Here is a 19,849-nt window from a genome sequence, read left to right as displayed (position 1 = left end):
AAACTTTTCTTTTGCCATTTTTCTCGTTTCCTAAGTTAAAAGTCCGACCCACCAATAGACCGGACCGAACCTTCATTTAGATTAAGTTCTAGATTCAATAATAGCCTGCGCCACATTGTTCGGCGCCTCAGAATAATTGAAGAACTCCATTGAGTATGAAGCACGACCTTGTGTTTGTGAACGCAAGTCAGTTGCGTAGCCAAACATTTCTGAAAGCGGCACTTTTGCACGTATTATTTTAACACCTGCTACGCCATCTTCCATACCTTCGATCATGCCGCGACGACGATTAATGTCGCCAACTACATCACCCATCCAGTCTTCTGGAGTAGTTACTTCAACTTTCATCGTGGGTTCAAGCAACACCGGATTTGCTTCTGCGGCGCCTTTTTTGAAACCCATAGAGCCGGCGATCTTAAACGCCATTTCAGAAGAGTCAACATCGTGGTATGAACCATCGAACAAAGTAACCTTTACATCAAGTACTGGATACCCTGCAAGAACACCACTTCGCATCTGCTCCTGAATTCCTTTATCGACCGCTGGAATGAACTCTTTTGGTACAACACCACCGACGATTTCGTTCACAAATTCGTAGCCTGAACCTTCTTCCTGAGGCTCAATGCGTAACCATACATGACCAAACTGGCCACGGCCGCCCGACTGACGAACGAACTTCCCTTCAACTTCAACAGATTTACGAAGGGTTTCGCGATAAGCAACCTGGGGGTTACCTACGTTACATTCAACTTTAAACTCACGCTTCATGCGGTCGACAATGATATCAAGGTGAAGTTCACCCATACCTGAGATGATTGTCTGACCTGTCTCGTCGTCAGTTTTTACTTTAAACGACGGATCTTCTGCAGCAAGCTTACCTAAGGCCATTCCCATTTTTTCTTGGTCAGCTTGAGACCTAGGCTCGACCGCAATTGAAATTACTGGGTCTGGGAACTCCATACGCTCTAACGTAATAACGTTATTAGGATCGCAAAGCGTATCACCAGTTGTCACGTCTTTGAGACCAATTGCCGCTGCGATATCGCCAGCACGGACTTCTTTAAGCTCTTCACGGTCTTTCGCATGCATTTGCACAATACGACCGAATCGCTCGCGTTTACCCTTAACTGGGTTATAAACCGTGTCACCAGTATTAACTACACCTGAGTAACAACGGAAAAACGTGAGCGTACCCACAAACGGGTCGGTCGCTATCTTAAATGCCAATGCTGAGAATGGCTCATCGTCACTTGAATGACGCTCTGCTTCAGTCTCGTCTTTGTCGTCTAGCACACCTGTGATGGCTTTAACTTCAGTTGGCGACGGAAGGTAATGAATTACAGAGTCTAGTACTGCCTGAACACCTTTGTTTTTGAAGGCACTGCCACAAGTGGCAAGAACAATTTCGTTGTTCAGTGTACGCGTACGAAGGCCTAAACGGATTTCTTCTTCAGTCAGCTCGTCGCCTTCTAAATACTTATCCATCAGCTCATCAGACGCTTCTGCAGCCGCTTCGATCATTTCGGTGCGGTACTGCTCAGCGGTATCTAAATATTCAGCCGGAATGTCATCATAGGTAAATGTCATACCCATGTCTTCTTCATTCCAGTTGATGGCTTTCATCTTCACAAGGTCGATGACGCCGTGGAAATTCTCTTCAGCGCCCATGTTGATTTGAATCGGAACACAGTTAGCGCCTAAACGTTTGCGGATTTGACCCACAACACGCTCAAAATCAGCGCCAGCCCGGTCCATTTTATTAACGAACACAAGGCGTGGCACTTGATATTTGTCAGCCTGTCGCCAGACTGTCTCTGATTGAGGTTCTACCCCAGAAGACCCACAGAAAACAACAACTGCACCGTCTAGTACACGTAATGAACGCTCTACTTCAATAGTAAAGTCTACGTGTCCAGGTGTGTCGATGATGTTAATTCTGTGCTGATCGAACTGTTGCTCCATACCAGACCAAAAACAAGTTGTTGCAGCAGACGTGATAGTAATACCACGCTCCTGCTCTTGCTCCATCCAGTCCATGGTAGCAGCACCATCGTGCACTTCACCGATTTTGTGAGACAGCCCTGTATAAAACAGGACTCGCTCTGTGGTCGTGGTTTTACCCGCGTCCACGTGAGCCACAATACCAATATTGCGATAACGCTCAATCGAGGTCTTACGAGGCATAAATCTCTCTCAGTTAAATAACGTTGATTACCAACGGTAGTGAGCAAACGCTTTGTTTGCTTCGGCCATACGGTGAACGTCTTCACGTTTCTTAACCGCTGAACCTTTGTTATCTGCTGCGTCTAGCATTTCAGCCGCTAGGCGTTGTGCCATAGACTTTTCGCCACGTTTACGTGCAGCTTCTACCATCCAACGCATACCTAGCGCGTTACGACGAACTGGACGTACTTCAACTGGAACCTGATAAGTTGAACCACCAACACGACGAGACTTAACCTCTACTGTTGGGCGGATGTTATCAAGCGCTTCCTCGAAGATATCTAGGTGTGCTTTGCCGGTTTTTTCAGCAACAATCTCAAGCGCACCGTAAACGATTCTTTCAGCGACTGACTTTTTGCCGTCGAGCATTACGACATTCATGAATTTCGCAAGCAGTTGTGAACCAAATTTTGGCTCTGGTAGGATTTTACGTTGACCTACGACTCTTCTTCTTGGCATTTTCTATTCTCCGTATGAATTCAGGGAAAACCCAAAACTCTTAAACTTCAGTTTGGCCTTACTAACGGAGAACCGTTATGATTTAGGCTTCTTCGCGCCGTACTTAGAACGGGCTTGTCTACGATCGTTTACACCTGCGCAGTCAAGAGTACCGCGAACTGTGTGATAACGAACACCTGGTAGATCTTTAACACGACCACCACGGATAAGTACTACACTGTGCTCTTGCAAGTTGTGACCTTCACCACCGATGTATGAAGAAACTTCAAAACCGTTAGTTAGACGTACACGACATACTTTACGTAGTGCAGAGTTTGGTTTCTTAGGCGTAGTAGTATATACACGAGTACATACACCACGTCTTTGTGGACAAGCTTGTAGAGCAGCTACGTTGCTTTTTTCAACGGGCTTTCTACGCGGCTTGCGCACTAACTGGTTAACTGTTGCCATTAACTAGCTCCTGATTAAAAACTACGAAAACCCAATCACAGCGACTGGGTCCATATTAATGCGATTAATCTATTAATCGCTCTTGTTTGTGAACATTGTGCTCGTCAATATTCACTGAGCGCTGATACAAAAAACCGCGACCGTTTATCGAGCCTTTTAAAGGCTATCCAAAATCGGGTCGCGGAATATTAAAGATCATCGCCCTGACTGTCAAGCTGTACAAAGGTTAAGCAGTTAATTTATCTGCAATCTGTACAACTGAACTGCCAATTTGTTAGGAGTACGTTAACGTACTCCTATGATCTTGCCTTATTCGGCAGTATCTTCGTCTGCACCTGCATTAAGCGCTTCGGTTAGTGCCTGTTCTGCTTCAGCAGCAGAAACTGACATTTCTTCGATTTGCTCTTTGCGACGCTGTGCGCGGCGTTCGTGGTATGCGAAACCGGTACCCGCTGGAATTAGACGTCCAACGATTACGTTTTCTTTCAGACCGCGTAGGTCATCTTCTTTACCTTGAACCGCAGCTTCAGTTAGAACACGTGTTGTTTCTTGGAACGATGCCGCTGAGATAAATGACTCAGTAGACAGTGACGCTTTAGTGATACCAAGCAGCTGTGTTTCGTACTGCGCAGGGATCTTACCGTGTTTTTCAATTTCACGGTTTGCCACTTTAACGTTCGATACTTCAACCTGTTCGCCTTCAAGGAACTGCGTATCGCCTGGGTGCGTGATAAGACACTTACGTAGCATCTGACGGATAACTACTTCGATGTGCTTATCGTTAATCTTAACACCCTGTAGACGATATACTTCCTGAACTTCGTTCACGATGTAGTTCGCTACAGCTGAGATACCACGTAGACGTAGGATATCGTGTGGAGACTCTGGACCATCGGCGATAACTTCGCCTTTTTCCACTTTCTCACCTTCGAACACGTTAAGCTGACGCCACTTCGGAATCATCTCTTCGTATGCGTCACCCTCTGCAGGTGTAATTACAAGACGCTTCTTACCTTTGGTCTCTTTACCGAAGCCGATAGTACCTGAGATTTCTGCAAGAATTGCAGGCTCTTTAGGCTTACGAGCTTCAAATAGGTCCGCAACGCGCGGTAGACCACCCGTGATATCACGAGTTTTCGAGCTTTCCTGAGGGATACGCGCTAACACGTCACCTTCGTTCGCTACTTTGCCTTCTTTTGCTTCGATAGTTGTGAAGCTTGGAAGACGAATTTCTTGAAGACCGAACTCGTCGCTTTCAAGAATTAGCTTAGGCTCTTTAGAGTTAACTTTCGCAAGGTCTTTAACAACGATACGAGTTAAACCAGTAAGCTCGTCTTGCTGCATTTCAGTGTTAGAATCATCAATATCTGCGAAGCTAATCTTAGCTGCACGTTCAGTGACGATTGGGTGACTATGCGGATCCCAGTTAGCAACAACGTCGCCAGCTGCAATAGTTGCACCGTCATCCACGCTAAGTACAGCACCGTAAGGTACTTTATAGCGTTCTTTCTCACGACCTTGTTCATCGATAACAGTAAGCTCTGTTGAACGAGAAACAATAACCACTTTGCCGTCTGAGTTACGTACTGATTTTTCATTGTGTAGCTTAAGGCTACCCGCCGTTTTAACCTGAACGCTGTTCTCAGCAGAAGCTCGTGATGCCGCACCACCGATGTGGAACGTACGCATGGTAAGCTGTGTACCTGGTTCACCGATTGACTGTGCTGCAATAACACCAACCGATTCACCGCTTCCAACCATGTGTCCACGAGCAAGGTCACGACCGTAACACTTAGCACAAACACCGAAGTCATTGTCACAAGTGATTACCGAGCGTACTTGGATCTGGTCAACTGAGTTAGCTTCAAGCATGTCTACTAACGCTTCGTCTAGAAGAACGTTACGCTCTACTAGTACTTCGTTAGTACCTGGCTTAAGTACATCTTCTGCTACCACACGACCTAGTACACGCTCGCGTAGTGGCTCAACAACGTCGCCACCTTCGATTAGTGGTGTCATTTGAACACCTTCGAATGTGCCACAGTCGTCGTTAGTGATTACCAAATCTTGTGCAACGTCTACTAGACGACGTGTTAGGTAACCCGAGTTAGCTGTCTTAAGTGCGGTATCCGCTAGACCTTTACGAGCACCGTGAGTTGAGATGAAGTACTGTAGTACGTTCAGACCTTCACGGAAGTTCGCCGTAATTGGGGTTTCGATGATTGAGCCATCTGGCTTAGCCATCAGACCACGCATACCTGCAAGCTGACGAATCTGAGCGGCACTACCACGAGCACCCGAGTCGGCCATCATGTAAACTGAGTTAAATGATGATTGCTCTTCTTCTTCGCCATCGCGGTTAATTACGATGTCAGTCTTAAGGTTATCCATCATGGCCTTAGCAACTTTTTCGTTGGCATTTGACCAGATATCGATAACTTTGTTGTAACGCTCACCCGCGGTAACAAGACCGTTTTGGAACTGTTCCTGAATTTCGATAACTTCTGCTTCCGCCGCGTCGATAATTTCTTTCTTAGCAGCAGGGATAACCATATCGTCGATACCAACAGACGCACCCGCGATCATCGCGTAGTGGAAACCGGTATACATGATTTGGTCAGCAGCAATTACTGTGTCTTTCAGACCTAGCGTACGGTAACAAGCATTCAATAGTTTTGAAATTTGCTTCTTGCCCATCGCTTGGTTAATGATTTCAAATGGCAGACCCTTTGGAAGGATCAATGAGAAAATCGCACGACCAACAGTAGTGTCAGTTAGGGTTACTTTCTCAGTTTTGTTGCCATCTTCATCGATGTCATATTCAGTAATACGTACTTTAACGCGAGAGTGAAGCTCAGCATTACCTGTACGGTACGCTTTTTCTGCTTCATTCGGGCTGGTAAACACCATGCCTTCGCCTAAGCCGTTTACTTTGTCACGCGTTAGGTAGTAAAGACCCAATACAACGTCCTGTGAAGGTACGATGATTGGCTCACCGTTCGCTGGCGACAGAATGTTGTTCGTTGACATCATTAGTGCACGAGCTTCTAGCTGTGCTTCGATTGTCAACGGAACGTGTACCGCCATTTGGTCACCATCGAAGTCGGCGTTGTACGCCGCACACACTAGCGGGTGAAGCTGAATCGCTTTACCTTCGATTAGTGTTGGTTCGAATGCCTGGATACCCAAACGGTGAAGTGTAGGTGCACGGTTAAGTAGTACCGGGTGTTCACGGATAACGTCGTCTAGTACGTCCCAAACCTCTGGTGCTTCGCGCTCTACAAGCTTCTTAGCTGCTTTAATTGTTGTCGCAAGACCACGACCTTCAAGCTTTCCGTAGATAAACGGCTTAAATAGCTCAAGTGCCATCTTCTTAGGAAGACCACACTGATGAAGACGTAGTGTAGGACCAACGGTAATTACAGAACGGCCTGAGTAGTCAACACGCTTACCAAGAAGGTTTTGACGGAAACGACCTTGCTTACCTTTGATCATATCTGCAAGCGACTTAAGTGGACGCTTGTTAGAACCGGTAATTGCACGACCACGACGTCCGTTATCTAGAAGCGCATCAACAGACTCTTGAAGCATACGCTTTTCGTTGCGTACGATAATGTCTGGAGCAGCAAGGTCTAGAAGACGCTTAAGACGGTTGTTACGGTTAATTACACGACGGTAAAGGTCGTTCAGGTCAGACGTTGCAAAACGGCCGCCATCTAGTGGAACTAGAGGACGTAAATCTGGCGGAAGTACCGGCAGTACCGTCATGATCATCCACTCTGGCTTGTTACCAGACTGCTGGAATGACTCAAGCAATTTAAGACGCTTAGTGATCTTCTTACGCTTAGTTTCAGAGTTGATTGAAGGCAGCTCTTCACGCATAGCCGCAACATCTGCGTCTACGTCAAGTACTGTTAGAAGATCGAATACTGCTTCAGCACCCATCTTCGCATCAAACTCGTCACCGTGCTCTTCAAGTGCATCCAAGTATTCTTCTTCGTTAAGAAGTTGGCTGCGCTCAAGCGTCGTCATACCCGGCTCTGTTACCACGTATGATTCAAAATAAAGTACACGTTCAATATCACGAAGTGTCATATCAAGCATTAAGCCGATACGAGACGGAAGTGATTTAAGGAACCAGATGTGTGCAACCGGGCTAGCTAGCTCGATGTGACCCATACGCTCACGACGTACTTTAGTCAGTGTAACTTCAACGCCACACTTCTCACAGATAACACCACGGTGTTTAAGGCGCTTATACTTACCGCAAAGACACTCGTAGTCTTTAACCGGACCAAAGATACGCGCACAGAACAGACCGTCACGCTCAGGCTTGAACGTACGGTAGTTAATTGTTTCAGGCTTCTTAACTTCACCAAATGACCATGAACGAATCATGTCAGGTGAAGACAGACCGATTCGAATATTATCGAATTCTTCGGTCTTGTTTTGTTGCTTTAGAAACTTTAATAAGTCTTTCACATTACTCTCCCAGCGGAGTCAGTCTCTAGAACCCGGCGCAAGCGCCGGGCCATCTCATAACATTACGCGGCGATTGCCGTATTACTTTTCTTCAAGTTCGATGTTGATACCCAACGAGCGAATTTCTTTAAGTAGTACGTTGAATGATTCTGGCATGCCAGGCTCCATTCTGTGGTCGCCATCGACGATGTTCTTGTACATCTTGGTACGGCCGTTAACGTCATCTGACTTAACAGTAAGCATTTCCTGAAGGGTATATGCTGCACCGTATGCTTCAAGTGCCCACACTTCCATCTCACCGAAGCGCTGACCACCAAACTGTGCTTTACCACCAAGAGGCTGCTGTGTAACAAGGCTGTATGAACCAGTAGAACGCGCGTGCATTTTGTCGTCTACTAAGTGGTTCAGTTTCAGCATGTACATGTAACCAACCGTAACTGGACGCTCAAACTCGCGACCGGTACGACCGTCGAACAATGAAATCTGACCGCTTTCTGGAATATCAGCAAGCTTCAGCATTTCTTTGATTTCAGATTCACGAGCACCATCGAATACAGGCGTTGCGATTGGAACACCCTTACGAAGGTTTTCTGCTAAGCGACGTACTTCGTGGTCTGTGAAGTTGTCGATGTCAACTTCTTGGTGATTTTCACCAAGCTCGTACACCTTCTTCAAGAACTCACGTAGTTCAGCCAGCTCACGCTGCTCTTTTATCATGCGATCAATCTTCACACCAAGACCGTGTGCAGCCATACCCAAGTGCGTTTCTAGGATCTGACCGATGTTCATACGAGACGGTACACCTAGTGGGTTAAGAACGATATCTACCGGCGTACCGTTAGCATCGTATGGCATGTCTTCTACAGGCTGGATAGTCGAGATAACACCTTTGTTACCGTGACGTCCGGCCATCTTGTCACCCGGTTGGATGTGACGCTTAACTGCAAGGTAAACCTTAACAATCTTAAGTACGCCAGGCGCTAGGTCGTCGCCTTGTGTGATCTTACGACGCTTAGTTTCAAACTTCTTATCGAAGTCCGCTTTAATTTCAGCGTGTTGATCTGCGATTTGGTCTAGCTCTAGCTGTGCATCTTCGCTGTTAAGTGCAATTTCAAACCACTTTTCACGCGGTAGGCTGTCAAGCTTAGCTTGGTCAACACCAGCACGTAGAAGTGCAGTTTGCGCACGGGCAAAGATACCGTCTGCAAGAATTTCGAACTCATCAGTAAGGTCTTTCTTAACCTGACGTAGCTGCATGTCTTCAATTTCAAGCGCACGCTTGTCTTTCTCTACACCGTCACGGGTAAATACTTGAACGTCAATTACTGTACCGTGAACAGAGTTAGGTACACGTAGCGACGTATCTTTAACGTCAGACGCTTTCTCACCGAAGATTGCACGTAGTAGTTTCTCTTCTGGCGTAAGCTGAGTCTCACCTTTAGGCGTTACTTTACCTACTAGGATGTCACCGCCTTTCACTTCTGCACCAATGTAAACAACACCTGATTCATCAAGCTTGCTTAGTGCAGATTCACCCACGTTCGGGATATCAGAAGAAATCTCTTCTGGCCCAAGCTTAGTATCACGAGCGATACAGCTAAGCTCTTGAATGTGGATTGTAGTAAAACGATCTTCCTGTGCTACACGCTCAGAAATAAGGATTGAATCCTCAAAGTTGTAACCATTCCACGGCATGAATGCGATACGCATGTTCTGACCAAGTGCAAGGTCACCTAAGTCCGTTGAAGGACCGTCAGCTAGCACGTCACCAGTAACAATCGGGTCGCCAACGCTACAGGTAGGCTTCTGATTGATACAAGTGTTCTGGTTAGAACGCGTGTATTTAGTCAGGTTGTAGATATCGATACCTGCTTCACCTGGAAGCATTTCATCTTCATCTACTTTAATTACGATACGGCTGGCATCAACATAGTCAACAACACCACCGCGCTTAGCAACTACAGTAACACCTGAGTCAACCGCGATAGTTCTTTCCATACCGGTACCAACTAGCGGCTTATCAGCGCGCAACGTAGGTACTGCCTGACGTTGCATGTTCGCACCCATAAGTGCACGGTTTGCGTCATCGTGCTCTAGGAATGGAATAATGCTCGCAGCAATTGAAACGATTTGCTGTGGTGAAACGTCCATGTATTTGATGTCTTCAGTCGGCATCAAAGTAGTTTCACCGCGGTGACGACATGGAATTAGGTCGTCTACCAACTCGCCATTCTCAGTCAAAGCAATGTTAGCCTGAGCGATTGCGAATTGACCTTCTTCAATTGCAGATAAGTAATCGATTTCGTCTGTTACCACACCGTCAACAATGCGACGGAAAGGTGTTTCAAGGAAACCGAAGTCATTGGTGCGCGCGAAGCTTGCCAATGAGTTAATAAGACCGATGTTCGGGCCTTCCGGCGTTTCGATTGGACATAGACGACCGTAGTGAGTCGGGTGTACGTCTCGAACCTCGAAGCCTGCACGTTCACGTGTAAGACCACCCGGGCCTAATGCAGAAATACGACGCTTGTGCGTTACTTCTGATAGCGGGTTGTTTTGGTCCATGAACTGAGAAAGCTGAGATGAACCGAAGAACTCTTTAACCGCAGCCGAGATTGGCTTAGCGTTAATTAGGTCCTGTGGCATTACGTTGTCTAGATCGCCTAAACTTAGACGCTCTTTAACTGCACGTTCTACACGTACAAGACCAACGCGGAATTGGTTCTCTGCCATTTCACCAACAGAACGGATACGACGGTTACCTAGGTGATCGATATCATCTACTTCATCTTTACCGTCACGAATCATTATTAGCTGCTTCATAACAGAAATAATGTCTTCTTTGTCTAGCGTGCCTGAACCAATAAGTTCTTCACGACCTAGACGGCGGTTGAACTTCATGCGGCCAACAGAAGATAGGTCGTAACGTTCGTCAGAGAAGAACAAGTTATCGAACAAGGTTTCTGCTGCGTCTTTTGTTGGTGGCTCACCAGGACGCATCATACGGTAAATTTCAACTAGTGCTTCAAGGCGGTTAGTTGAAGAGTCGATACGCAATGTATCTGAAATGTATGAACCGTGATCAAGTTCGTTGATGTAAAGCGTTTCAAACTCTTTGATACCCGCTTGGCTTAGTGCCGCAAGGTTTTCAAGGGTAAGTTCTTCGTTCGCGCTTACAATAACTTCGCCAGTGTCTTCGTTTACGTAAGTAGCAGCGTATACGCGGCCAATTAAGTAATCAGCTGGAACTTCAAGCTCAGTAAGACCTGCTTTCTCTAGTGCACGAGTGTGACGTGCTGAGATACGACGACCGGTTTCAACAACAACGTTGCCTTCACCATCGATAATATCAAAAGCGGCAGTTTCACCACGAAGGCGATCTGGTACCACTTCCATCATCAACTTGTCTTTGTCGATACGTACACTTACTTTATCGAAGAAAGTATCTAGGATTTCTTCAGATGTCATTTCAAGTGCGCGCAAGATAATTGTTGCAGGCAATTTACGACGACGGTCGATACGTACGAATAGGTTATCTTTCGGGTCAAACTCGAAGTCTAACCACGAACCACGGTAAGGAATTACACGTGCATTATAAAGCACTTTACCTGACGAGTGGGTTTTACCTTTGTCGTGATCAAAGAATACACCAGGTGAACGGTGTAGCTGTGACACGATAACACGCTCAGTACCATTGATAACGAACGTACCGTTCTCAGTCATCAATGGGATCTCGCCCATGTACACTTCTTGTTCTTTAATATCTTTTACGGTACCTGGGGCAGCGTCTTTATCGAACAACACTAACCGTAGTTTTACTCTTAACGGAGCAGAGAAAGTTACGCCACGAATTTGACATTCTTTAACGTCGAAAACTGGCTCTCCCAGGCGGTAGCTTACATATTGAAGCTCTGAACTACCTGAGTAACTTTTAATTGGAAAAACGGAACGAAATGCTGCTTCCAAACCGTATTGAGCTTCCGGATCGGTCTCAATAAACTTTTTGAAAGAATCAAGCTGAATTGAAAGAAGGTATGGAATTTCCAATACCTGTGGGCGTTTGCCAAAATCCTTACGGATACGTTTCTTTTCGCTATAAGAGTAAACCATGGGTTCCTCAGCCTGCTGATTTATGACCCAACCTGCTGCAAAATGCTTTAAAACGCGTGCTATGGGCTAAAAGCTGCGTTTCAAATGGCGCACTAAGCAACAAACTTCCACAACCCTTTTTCGGGCAGATACACCAGCATACAACAAAATTTAACCAATTATTAGTTAACTTGTTGGATTTTTATGCTTTTTATGGGTATTTCCGAATGGCGCTTTAAGTAGTGTAACCAAGGGTAAGTTTCTACACACTATACAGCGCAAAAAGGCTGGTGGTTCAAAAAACCACCAGCCTTGCCGTCTCAGGCAATAATCTGACTAGGTCAGATTACTTGATTTCTACTTCTGCACCAGCTTCTTCAAGCTCTTTCTTAAGTGCTTCAGCTTCATCTTTGCTTACGCCTTCTTTGATAGCTTTAGGAGCAGACTCAACTACTTCTTTAGCTTCTTTAAGACCTAGGCCAGTCGCGCCGCGAACTGCTTTGATAACTGCAACTTTGTTGCCACCGAATGAAGTCATTACAACGTCGAATTCAGTCTTTTCTTCTGCAGCAGCAGCATCGCCACCAGCAGCTGGACCAGCAACAGCTACAGCAGCTGCAGCAGATACGTTGAATTTCTCTTCAGCCGCTTCAATTAGTTCTACCAGTTCCATTACCGGCATTTCAGCGATTGCGTTTAAGATATCTTCTTTAGTTAGAGCCATGTTCTCTAAACTCCTGGGTATAAAATGTTAAAAAAATCAATATGCCAAAAACGCCAATTACTTGGTGTCTTTGACCGCCGCCAATACGCGCACAAACTTGCCAGGAACTTCGTTGATTGTTTGAACGAATTTCCCAACTGGTGCTTTGAAGGTTGCAAGTAGTCTTGCAAGCGCTTCGTCGCGGGTAGGTAGTGCTGCAACTGCGTCCAATTTCTCTGGACCAAGAAGACCGCTACCAATAGATAGTGCTGTAACTTTAAGCTTATCGTTAGTCTTACCGAAGTCTTTGAAAAGACGTGCCGCACCGCCTGGTGCGTCGATAGAGAAACCATAGATAAGCGGACCAGTTAAGGCGCTGTCTAAGTCTGCAAATTGACTGTCTGCTAGAGCACGCTTTGCAAGAGTGTTACGTACAACCTTTAGGTATACGCCTTGCTCACGAGCTTTAACACGTAGGTCAGTCAGTTCTGCAACTTCCATCCCACGGTATTCAGCAACGGCTACGGATAGAGCGCGAGACGCAACTTCAGAAACTTCTGCTACGATCTCTTTTTTTGCTGCTAAACCTAGTGCCACTGAGTTCACCTCTTTGTATCTGATTTTGTTTGTAGTTACCTACTCACGCCATCAGGGTTCACAGATTGATACCAACCCTCATGGTTGATACCGCTCTACGGTGTTTGTTACCCCAGAGAGTCTGAGTCAAACCACCGTCTGCGCAGGTTGTTGTATTAAGCAGTGTGTTGACTGTGAAAGTTCTCTTACCTCTTTCACCACACCGCACCTGCGGTCTTGGACGGGAGCTGCTTATTAGCACTGCTAATTGTCACAGCTCCAACCCATAACCTTTAAGAGATTTCGGTGAGCGTTAGCTCAGCGAAATTAAAGACCTACAGAAGCCTTATCAAGAGAAACACCAGCACCCATTGTAGTGCTTAGGCTGATTTTCTTGATGTATGTACCTTTAGCAGAAGAAGGCTTAGCTTTCTTCAGTGCTTCAAGTAGCGCTTCAAGGTTTTCTTGAATTTGGTTCGCTTCGAACGCAATCTTACCGATGCTAGCGTGGATGATACCGTTCTTATCGTTACGGTAGCGTACCTGACCAGCTTTAGCGTTCTTAACTGCAGTTGCAACGTCAGGCGTTACAGTGCCAGTTTTAGGGTTAGGCATAAGACCACGTGGGCCTAGAATTTGACCTAGTTGACCAACAACACGCATCGCGTCTGGGCTAGCAACTACTACGTCAAAGTTCATTTCGCCTTTCTTAACTTGCTCAGCTAAGTCGTCCATACCAACGATGTCAGCACCAGCTTCTTTCGCTGCTTCAGCATTTGCACCTTGAGTGAATACTGCAACGCGAACGTCTTTACCAGTACCGTTAGGTAGTACAGTTGCACCACGAACGTTTTGGTCAGATTTCTTCGCATCGATACCAAGGTTTACAGATACGTCAATGCTCTCTGCGAACTTAGCAGTTGCTAGTTCTTTAAGAAGCGCTACTGCTTCGTTGATTTCGTACTCTTTAGTAGAGTCAACTTTGTCGCGTACTAGGCGAGCGCGTTTAGTTAATTTAGCCATTCGATTAGTCCTCTACGTTCAAGCCCATTGAGCGAGCAGAACCCGCGATAGTGCGTACCGCTGCATCTAGATCAGCTGCAGTAAGGTCTGGCTCTTTAGTTTTAGCAATCTCTTCCAACTGAGCGCGAGTAACTTTACCCACTTTTTCAGTGTTAGGACGGCCAGAACCACTCTTGATGCCCGCTGCTTTCTTAAGCAGGTAAGACGCAGGAGGAGTCTTAGTTTCGAATGTGAAAGAGCGATCTTCGTATACAGTAATTTCTACTGGTACTGGAGCGCCTTTCTCAAGACTTTCAGTTTTCGCGTTGAAAGCCTTACAGAATTCCATGATGTTTACACCGTGCTGACCTAGTGCAGGTCCAACCGGTGGACTTGGGTTAGCAGCGCCAGCTGCAACCTGAAGCTTGATAATACCGCTTACTTTTTTAGCCATTTTACATGCTCTCTTGTTTGGGTCTAACGCCTCGCAAATACAGAGATTATTTGCTCAATCGGCTTCCCGTTTCCGTTTAAAAGGGCGCGCATTATATAAGGTGATTAATTACTATGCAAGGGCTAATTAGAATAAAAAACCATCGAAAGGTCAGTATTTTTTCTTTTTGAAATAGGTGAAAGTTTCTAACGCGTTAATACGCACCTATGTAAACAAAATATCAAATTTGGAGAAATTTAAATGGAGTTACTTTCACAAAAAGAACTGGACCAGATTTCAGGTGGTGATGGCTGGGACGTTGCATCAGGGGGACTAACTGGAGGTGGCATTGGCGCGACTGGTGTTGGCGTTGCCGTAGCAGTCGGATTTACCGTCGCTTTTCCCGTTGCAGTTGGCGTTATTGCTACAGGAGCTGCCCTAGGTGCTGCATGGGAGTATTTTACTGATGATGAATAATCCGCTAGTACTCACCGAAGAGCAAATCGAAGCTGTATCTGGGGGCAATATTTCACAAGCCGCTTTTGAGGGGGGATTAGAAGGAGCAGCTACAGGTGCAGGTATAGGTGCTGCACTTGGCGCATATGCTGGTCCATTCGGCGCGCTTATTGGCGGCCTAATTGGTACTGGTGTCGGCACTATAGTAGGCGCCGCCGATGCTGTATCAGATTACAGCGAAACGTTGGATGAATAAATGGATTTATCACCGTTATCAAGGCTTAACATGGCTTGTGCTATGCTGAGCCTGTTTTCCTTTAGCGCGTTTATTGCAAGTAATAGCCTTTTACTTTTAATCAATTACTCAGGGATTACAGCGATACTTTGGATCCGGCTATTTAGTTCAAGAGCTCATATAGATCAGTTCGAGCGCTTTAAAATTGCGCGTATAATTGTCACAACTTTCCTATTCGTAACCGCTTTAACTATTGGTTTATTAGTAAGTGAAGATTATAAATGGTGGGTAGTACTAACTGCTTTCATCATATCTTCCCTAAGCTATAGCTTTCCTCTCTACCTGAAAAAGCCTAATTAAAACTTTAACAGTTATTAGCGAAATGTCGTTCTTAGAGGAAAAGGCTTAGCAATGATTATTGCGGCACTGGAATATATTTTTCCCCTGATTTGGGCAATAGCATTGGTCGCTTTAAACGTTGTTTTGAAACGCTGGGCCAATGTTGGTTTTTGGGACTCTTATCACGATAGCACGGTATTTCCTAAATGGGTTTGCCATATCTTACACGGCCTACCTATTTCTATTTCAATTGCTTTGCTAGCAATATGTTGAAGAAGAAACCCATTATACTAGTTCGATAAATAAAAAAGCCCCTATGTAGTAGGGGCTTTTTCAAAACTCTTAGGCGGAAAAGACTTAGCCTTTTTCTACCTGACCAAATTCTAGGTCTACTGGTGTAGAACGACCGAAGATAAGTACCGATACTTTTACGCGGCTCTTTTCGTAGTCTACTTCTTCTACCACACCGTTGAAGTCTGCAAATGGACCATCGGTAACACGAATAACTTCGCCAGGCTCGAACAAAGTCTTTGGTCTTGGCTTATCAACGTTCTCTTCAAGACGATTTAAGATAGCGTCAGCTTCTTTTTGCGTGATTGGCATAGGACGGTCAGATGTACCGCCGATGAAGCCCAATACGCGAGGTACGCTTTTCACCAAGTGCCACGACTCTTCAGTCATCGCCATTTCTACCAAAACGTAACCAGGGTAGAACTTACGCTCAGATTTACGCTTTTGACCAGCACGCATTTCTACCACCTCTTCTGTTGGTACTAGTACCTGCCCGAAGTAGTCTTCCATGTTGTGCATTTTGATGTATTCAAGAAGGGTCTTCTTAACGCGAGCCTCATATTGCGAATAGGCTTGTACTACGTACCATCTTTTCTTTACTGCTTCTTCTTCAGACATACGTTTATGCTCCTATTCCAGTAATAAAGCCAACTACACGAACGATAATGCCGTCTAGTCCCCATAAAATTAGTGCCATGATTAACGTCGCTGCAAGCACGATAAGGGTCGTTTGGTTCGCTTCTTGGCGAGTAGGCCACACAACCTTGCGAACTTCTGTGCGAGACTCTTTCGCAAAGCTCAAGAAGGTGCTACCTTTTTCGGTAGTAGCCGCGATAAAACCAGCTATACCAACAACTACAACAATCGCGATGGCACGGTATAGCACCGAGATCTCACCGTACATTGTATTAGCGGTTACTAAACCGGCAAGTAGTGCAAAAACCACTACCCATTTAAACATGTCCAACGCATTGGACTGATTTTCCGTCTTTTCGCTCATGTTACGATCCTAGCACTACAGCGTCGTTGATTTACGCATCGATTCAATGCGCAATTTAAAAATTCTTAGTTTAAGTAAATCTGGCAGGGGTGGAGGGACTCGAACCCCCAACCATCGGTTTTGGAGACCGCTGTTCTACCAATTCGAACTACACCCCTGTGGTGTCTAAAAGACAAAATTTACTTACACTGCCCTTGTGATTTGTGCGTCTTTTCTAAGGAAAGTGCGGTATCGCAAGGGAGGGAGGCGTATTATACTTAACCACTTTCAAGTTACAAGCGGTTTATCCATCCCATCTGCGATTGCACGCTAATTCACGCATAACCTACTCAACACCAATAAATCCACCGGTTTGGTGGGCCCAAAGCTTCGCATAAATGCCATTTTGTGCGATAAGCTCAGCATGTGTGCCCTGCTCTACAATGTTACCTTTGTCCAAAACTAGTAATCTGTCCATTTGTGCAATGGTGGATAAGCGATGCGCAATGGCCAGCACGGTTTTGCCTTCCATTACCTTATCCAGACACGCTTGAATAGCCGCTTCAACTTCAGAATCTAATGCAGACGTTGCCTCATCTAATACCAATACAGGCGCGTCTTTTAGTAATACGCGAGCAATAGCAATTCGCTGGCGCTGTCCACCAGAAAGCTTTACACCGCGCTCGCCTACATGCGCGTCGTAGCCTGTCCTTCCGTGACTATCGGTGAGTGTAAGAATGAAATCGTGCGCTTCCGCTTGTTTAGCAGCCTTTATCATGTCCTCTTCTGTCGCATCCGTACGCCCATAAAGAATATTGTCGCTTACCGAGCGGTGCATCAACGAGGTATCCTGCGTCACCATACTGATTTTAGCGCGAAGGGTTTCTTGACCCACTTGGGTAATATCCTGCCCATCAATGATAATGCGGCCACTTTGGGTGTCGTAAAAGCGCATTAGTAGGTTCACTAAGGTCGATTTACCTGCCCCAGAACGCCCCACTAAGCCTACTTTTTCTCCGGGCTTGATGGTCAAGTCCAAATTAGTAAACACATCAATAGGTTTGTTATCCGCACCGGAATAAGAAAAATTCACGTTGTCGAAGTTAATTCCGCCACCATTTACTTTCAGTGCGTTAGCTTTAGGCTTGTCTTTTACTGCAATAGGCTGCGCCAAGGTATTCATACCATCTTGCACAGTACCTAAGTTCTCAAACAACCCAGATACCTCCCACATTACCCAGTGAGACATACCGTTTAGTCGCAAGCACAAACTAATTGCAATAGCGATATCGCCAGGGCTCGCAATGTTTTCCATCCACAAATACACAGACAGCGCACCAATGGTAAAGATTAGAATGGCATTAGCCATTTCCACACAAAATTCTAATACGGTAACCAAACGCATTTGTGGGTAAACCGTTTTTAGAAAACCATCCATGCTTTCTTTTGCGTAATCGGCTTCGCGGCGACTGTGTGAAAACAGCTTCACTGTCGTAATGTTGGTGTAGCTATCAACAATACGCCCAGTCATTAATGAGCGCGCGTCTGCTTGCTTTTGCGATACCTCTTTAAGTTTAGGTACCAGCACTTTCAAAATACCAATGTACACAAAGAACCATACGATAAGCGGCATTGCTAAGCGCCAGTCAGTGCTAAAGATAAGCACAACCATAGAGATAAAATAAACGCTGATGTAAACCAGCAAATCGAGCACTTTGGTTACGGTTTCTCGCACCGATAGCGCGGTTTGCATTACTTTAGTGGCGACACGCCCTGCAAATTCATCGTGGAAAAAGGTTAAGCTTTGACCAAGCAGATAGCGGTGAGCCTGCCATCTGATGCGCATGGGAAAGTTACCCATTAAGGACTGACGAGAAAATAGTGAGCGCAGCAAAATAAACAAAGGAATAAAAACGAGAACCGTTAAACTCATGCCAATAAGCGTGAATTTTTGATCTTCTAAAAAGGTTTCGCGGTTTTGCTCAGAAAACCAGTCAACCAACTGTCCTAGAAAACCAAACAGCGCCACTTCTAACATGGCCACAATTGCACTTAGCACCGAAACAGTAAGGATTACGCCCCACATGCCTTTGGTATAGTACTTACAAAAGGCAATGATACCTGTTGGCGGTTGGGTAGGGGGAGTGTCAGGGAAAGGCTTGGTAAGCTTTTCAAAAAATGAAAACATGTAGAACTCGTTAGTTATTCAATGACAGAGCACGTTTACGTGTGCCCAAAAATGCTGGGGCACAATTCTACACGATAACTAAAAGTGTGCTGAACTTTGCGGCGTTTTTTTACCACAAAGTTAACTTAAAATTGGTTAATATTTCGCAAGAAGGTTTATCGAAATGCAATTCAATCATAACGAATCGAATCAACCCATCACTTTGAAAAACCTAGTTTAGTCAGTATGCTTTCTACCTTTTCAGAATGCTCAGCCTGCCACTGTTCAAGTGACATAGAAGCATCTTTGTGGGCACGCTTTTGAGCTATCACAAAGGCCTCTAATGCTTGAGCTTTTGGAATTACAGCAATGCCCTCCTCGTCCGCCACAATAATGTCTCCTGCGTTGACCACAACACCGCCGCAGGTTATCGGTTCATTCAGCGGCGATATGCATTTTTTGGCACCCGGTTTGGGAACCACACCTCGAGCAAATACTGGGAACCCATTTTCGCGAGTTTCGGCAAGGTCGCGTATTACACCATCGACAACGAAGCCTTTAATTCCCCGAGACTGGGCTATCGCACACACGTTTCCGCCCGCAACCGCGAACTCATCGTCTGCTTCGACTACAATAATATCGCCTGGGCTAGCTCTATAAATTGCCGCGTGCAGCATAAGGTGATCACCTAGTTCACATTTCACAGTGAATGCAGGGCCCGCAATACGAGGCATGCCTCCCCACAAAGGTTTTATTCCATAGTGCATGAACTGCTCTCTTGGCAGGGCGTCGGCGTACTCGCACGGTGATACGCTATCAAAAGAAGTGTTATGTAAGTCCATTGCCGTTCCTTTAAAGTTGTGATGAGGTCAATACAAAACACTATAGCGAACTTAGTCTTCCAAGTTGTTACAAGCTGTGTATTTTCACTATAAACACTTTTTCTATCACTACCATCATGCTAA

General features: G+C 45.6%; 15 protein-coding genes and 1 tRNA gene. 2 read left to right on the top strand and 14 right to left on the bottom strand.

The features are described from left to right. Positions 1-81: 81 nt before the first annotated feature. The 9 genes from fusA to rplK form a co-directional block, all read right to left on the bottom strand. Positions 82-2,184 (bottom strand): elongation factor G, encoded by a 2,103-nt coding sequence (fusA, locus tag KL866_RS02165; protein ID WP_025257520.1) that lies wholly within the window; start codon positions 2,182-2,184, stop codon positions 82-84. A gap of 27 nt (positions 2,185-2,211) precedes the next feature. Continuing rightward, complete coding sequence (gene rpsG, locus KL866_RS02160) at positions 2,212-2,682, bottom strand: 30S ribosomal protein S7 (RefSeq protein ID WP_025257519.1); 471 nt, start codon at positions 2,680-2,682, stop codon at positions 2,212-2,214. Positions 2,683-2,757: 75 nt separating this feature from the next. Further along, positions 2,758-3,132, bottom strand: coding sequence for a 30S ribosomal protein S12 (gene rpsL / locus KL866_RS02155; protein ID WP_025257518.1), 375 nt, complete (start codon positions 3,130-3,132; stop codon positions 2,758-2,760). Positions 3,133-3,441: 309 nt separating this feature from the next. After that, positions 3,442-7,614 (bottom strand): DNA-directed RNA polymerase subunit beta', encoded by a 4,173-nt coding sequence (gene rpoC, locus KL866_RS02150; protein WP_025257517.1) that lies wholly within the window; start codon positions 7,612-7,614, stop codon positions 3,442-3,444. A gap of 81 nt (positions 7,615-7,695) precedes the next feature. Further along, entirely contained in the window at positions 7,696-11,724 is a 4,029-nt protein-coding gene (rpoB, locus tag KL866_RS02145) for a DNA-directed RNA polymerase subunit beta (RefSeq protein ID WP_025257516.1), read from the bottom strand. 325 nt (positions 11,725-12,049) lie between these two features. Further along, positions 12,050-12,427 (bottom strand): 50S ribosomal protein L7/L12, encoded by a 378-nt coding sequence (rplL, locus tag KL866_RS02140; protein WP_015068303.1) that lies wholly within the window; start codon positions 12,425-12,427, stop codon positions 12,050-12,052. Positions 12,428-12,484: 57 nt separating this feature from the next. Then, positions 12,485-13,003, bottom strand: coding sequence for a 50S ribosomal protein L10 (gene rplJ, locus KL866_RS02135; RefSeq protein WP_025257515.1), 519 nt, complete (start codon positions 13,001-13,003; stop codon positions 12,485-12,487). Between the two features lie 306 nt (positions 13,004-13,309). Next, on the bottom strand, positions 13,310-14,005 hold the full coding sequence (rplA, locus tag KL866_RS02130; RefSeq protein WP_025257514.1) for a 50S ribosomal protein L1: 696 nt from the start codon (positions 14,003-14,005) through the stop codon (positions 13,310-13,312). A gap of 4 nt (positions 14,006-14,009) precedes the next feature. Continuing rightward, positions 14,010-14,438, bottom strand: a complete 429-nt coding sequence (gene rplK / locus KL866_RS02125; protein WP_014951043.1) for a 50S ribosomal protein L11 — start codon at positions 14,436-14,438, stop codon at positions 14,010-14,012. Positions 14,439-14,678: 240 nt separating this feature from the next. On the opposite strand from rplK, the gene KL866_RS02120 reads away from it, so the two are divergent. Further along, positions 14,679-14,894 carry a bacteriocin gene (locus tag KL866_RS02120; RefSeq protein ID WP_159120527.1) on the top strand — a complete coding sequence of 72 codons (216 nt, stop codon included), beginning with the start codon at positions 14,679-14,681 and terminating at the stop codon, positions 14,892-14,894. After that, positions 14,884-15,129 (top strand): Blp family class II bacteriocin, encoded by a 246-nt coding sequence (locus tag KL866_RS02115; protein ID WP_214992968.1) that lies wholly within the window; start codon positions 14,884-14,886, stop codon positions 15,127-15,129. Before KL866_RS02120 ends, KL866_RS02115 begins: the two co-directional genes overlap by 11 nt. A gap of 675 nt (positions 15,130-15,804) precedes the next feature. Here the strand turns inward: KL866_RS02115 and nusG are convergent. From nusG to KL866_RS02090, 5 genes are all read right to left on the bottom strand, one after another. Beyond that, a complete protein-coding gene (nusG, locus tag KL866_RS02110) occupies positions 15,805-16,356 on the bottom strand; it encodes a transcription termination/antitermination protein NusG (RefSeq protein ID WP_025257510.1) in 552 nt (183 codons plus the stop codon). 4 nt (positions 16,357-16,360) lie between these two features. Beyond that, positions 16,361-16,738: a preprotein translocase subunit SecE gene (gene secE / locus KL866_RS02105; RefSeq protein ID WP_014951045.1), complete on the bottom strand. Its 378-nt coding sequence runs from the start codon at positions 16,736-16,738 to the stop codon at positions 16,361-16,363. A gap of 81 nt (positions 16,739-16,819) precedes the next feature. After that, positions 16,820-16,896 (bottom strand) — tRNA-Trp (locus KL866_RS02100). 167 nt (positions 16,897-17,063) lie between these two features. After that, entirely contained in the window at positions 17,064-18,905 is a 1,842-nt protein-coding gene (locus KL866_RS02095; protein WP_214992956.1) for an ABC transporter ATP-binding protein, read from the bottom strand. A gap of 197 nt (positions 18,906-19,102) precedes the next feature. After that, the gene (locus tag KL866_RS02090; RefSeq protein WP_214992953.1) at positions 19,103-19,726 is read right to left on the bottom strand and encodes an RraA family protein; all 624 of its coding nucleotides are present in this window, start codon (positions 19,724-19,726) and stop codon (positions 19,103-19,105) included. Between the last annotated feature and the right edge of the window lie 123 nt (positions 19,727-19,849).

The sequence above is a fragment of the Alteromonas sp. ALT199 genome, from assembly GCF_018619335.1.
Lineage (GTDB): Bacteria > Pseudomonadota > Gammaproteobacteria > Enterobacterales > Alteromonadaceae > Alteromonas.
The sequence above is the reverse complement of the archived record's forward strand: the minus strand, read 5'-3'. Positions and strand labels throughout refer to the sequence as shown.

Excerpts from the sequence above, each read along its gene's own strand:
- rplK (WP_014951043.1), bottom strand. The coding sequence starts at position 14,438 with ATGGCTAAAAAAGTAAGCGGTATTATCAAGCTTCAGGTTGCAGCTGGC.
- KL866_RS02120 (WP_159120527.1), top strand. The coding sequence starts at position 14,679 with ATGGAGTTACTTTCACAAAAAGAACTGGACCAGATTTCAGGTGGTGAT.
- KL866_RS02095 (WP_214992956.1), bottom strand. The coding sequence starts at position 18,905 with ATGTTTTCATTTTTTGAAAAGCTTACCAAGCCTTTCCCTGACACTCCC.
- fusA (WP_025257520.1), bottom strand. The coding sequence starts at position 2,184 with ATGCCTCGTAAGACCTCGATTGAGCGTTATCGCAATATTGGTATTGTG.
- rpsG (WP_025257519.1), bottom strand. The coding sequence starts at position 2,682 with ATGCCAAGAAGAAGAGTCGTAGGTCAACGTAAAATCCTACCAGAGCCA.
- rpoB (WP_025257516.1), bottom strand. The coding sequence starts at position 11,724 with ATGGTTTACTCTTATAGCGAAAAGAAACGTATCCGTAAGGATTTTGGC.
- nusG (WP_025257510.1), bottom strand. The coding sequence starts at position 16,356 with ATGTCTGAAGAAGAAGCAGTAAAGAAAAGATGGTACGTAGTACAAGCC.
- KL866_RS02090 (WP_214992953.1), bottom strand. The coding sequence starts at position 19,726 with ATGGACTTACATAACACTTCTTTTGATAGCGTATCACCGTGCGAGTAC.
- rplA (WP_025257514.1), bottom strand. The coding sequence starts at position 14,005 with ATGGCTAAATTAACTAAACGCGCTCGCCTAGTACGCGACAAAGTTGAC.
- rplL (WP_015068303.1), bottom strand. The coding sequence starts at position 12,427 with ATGGCTCTAACTAAAGAAGATATCTTAAACGCAATCGCTGAAATGCCG.
- secE (WP_014951045.1), bottom strand. The coding sequence starts at position 16,738 with ATGAGCGAAAAGACGGAAAATCAGTCCAATGCGTTGGACATGTTTAAA.
- rpsL (WP_025257518.1), bottom strand. The coding sequence starts at position 3,132 with ATGGCAACAGTTAACCAGTTAGTGCGCAAGCCGCGTAGAAAGCCCGTT.
- KL866_RS02115 (WP_214992968.1), top strand. The coding sequence starts at position 14,884 with ATGATGAATAATCCGCTAGTACTCACCGAAGAGCAAATCGAAGCTGTA.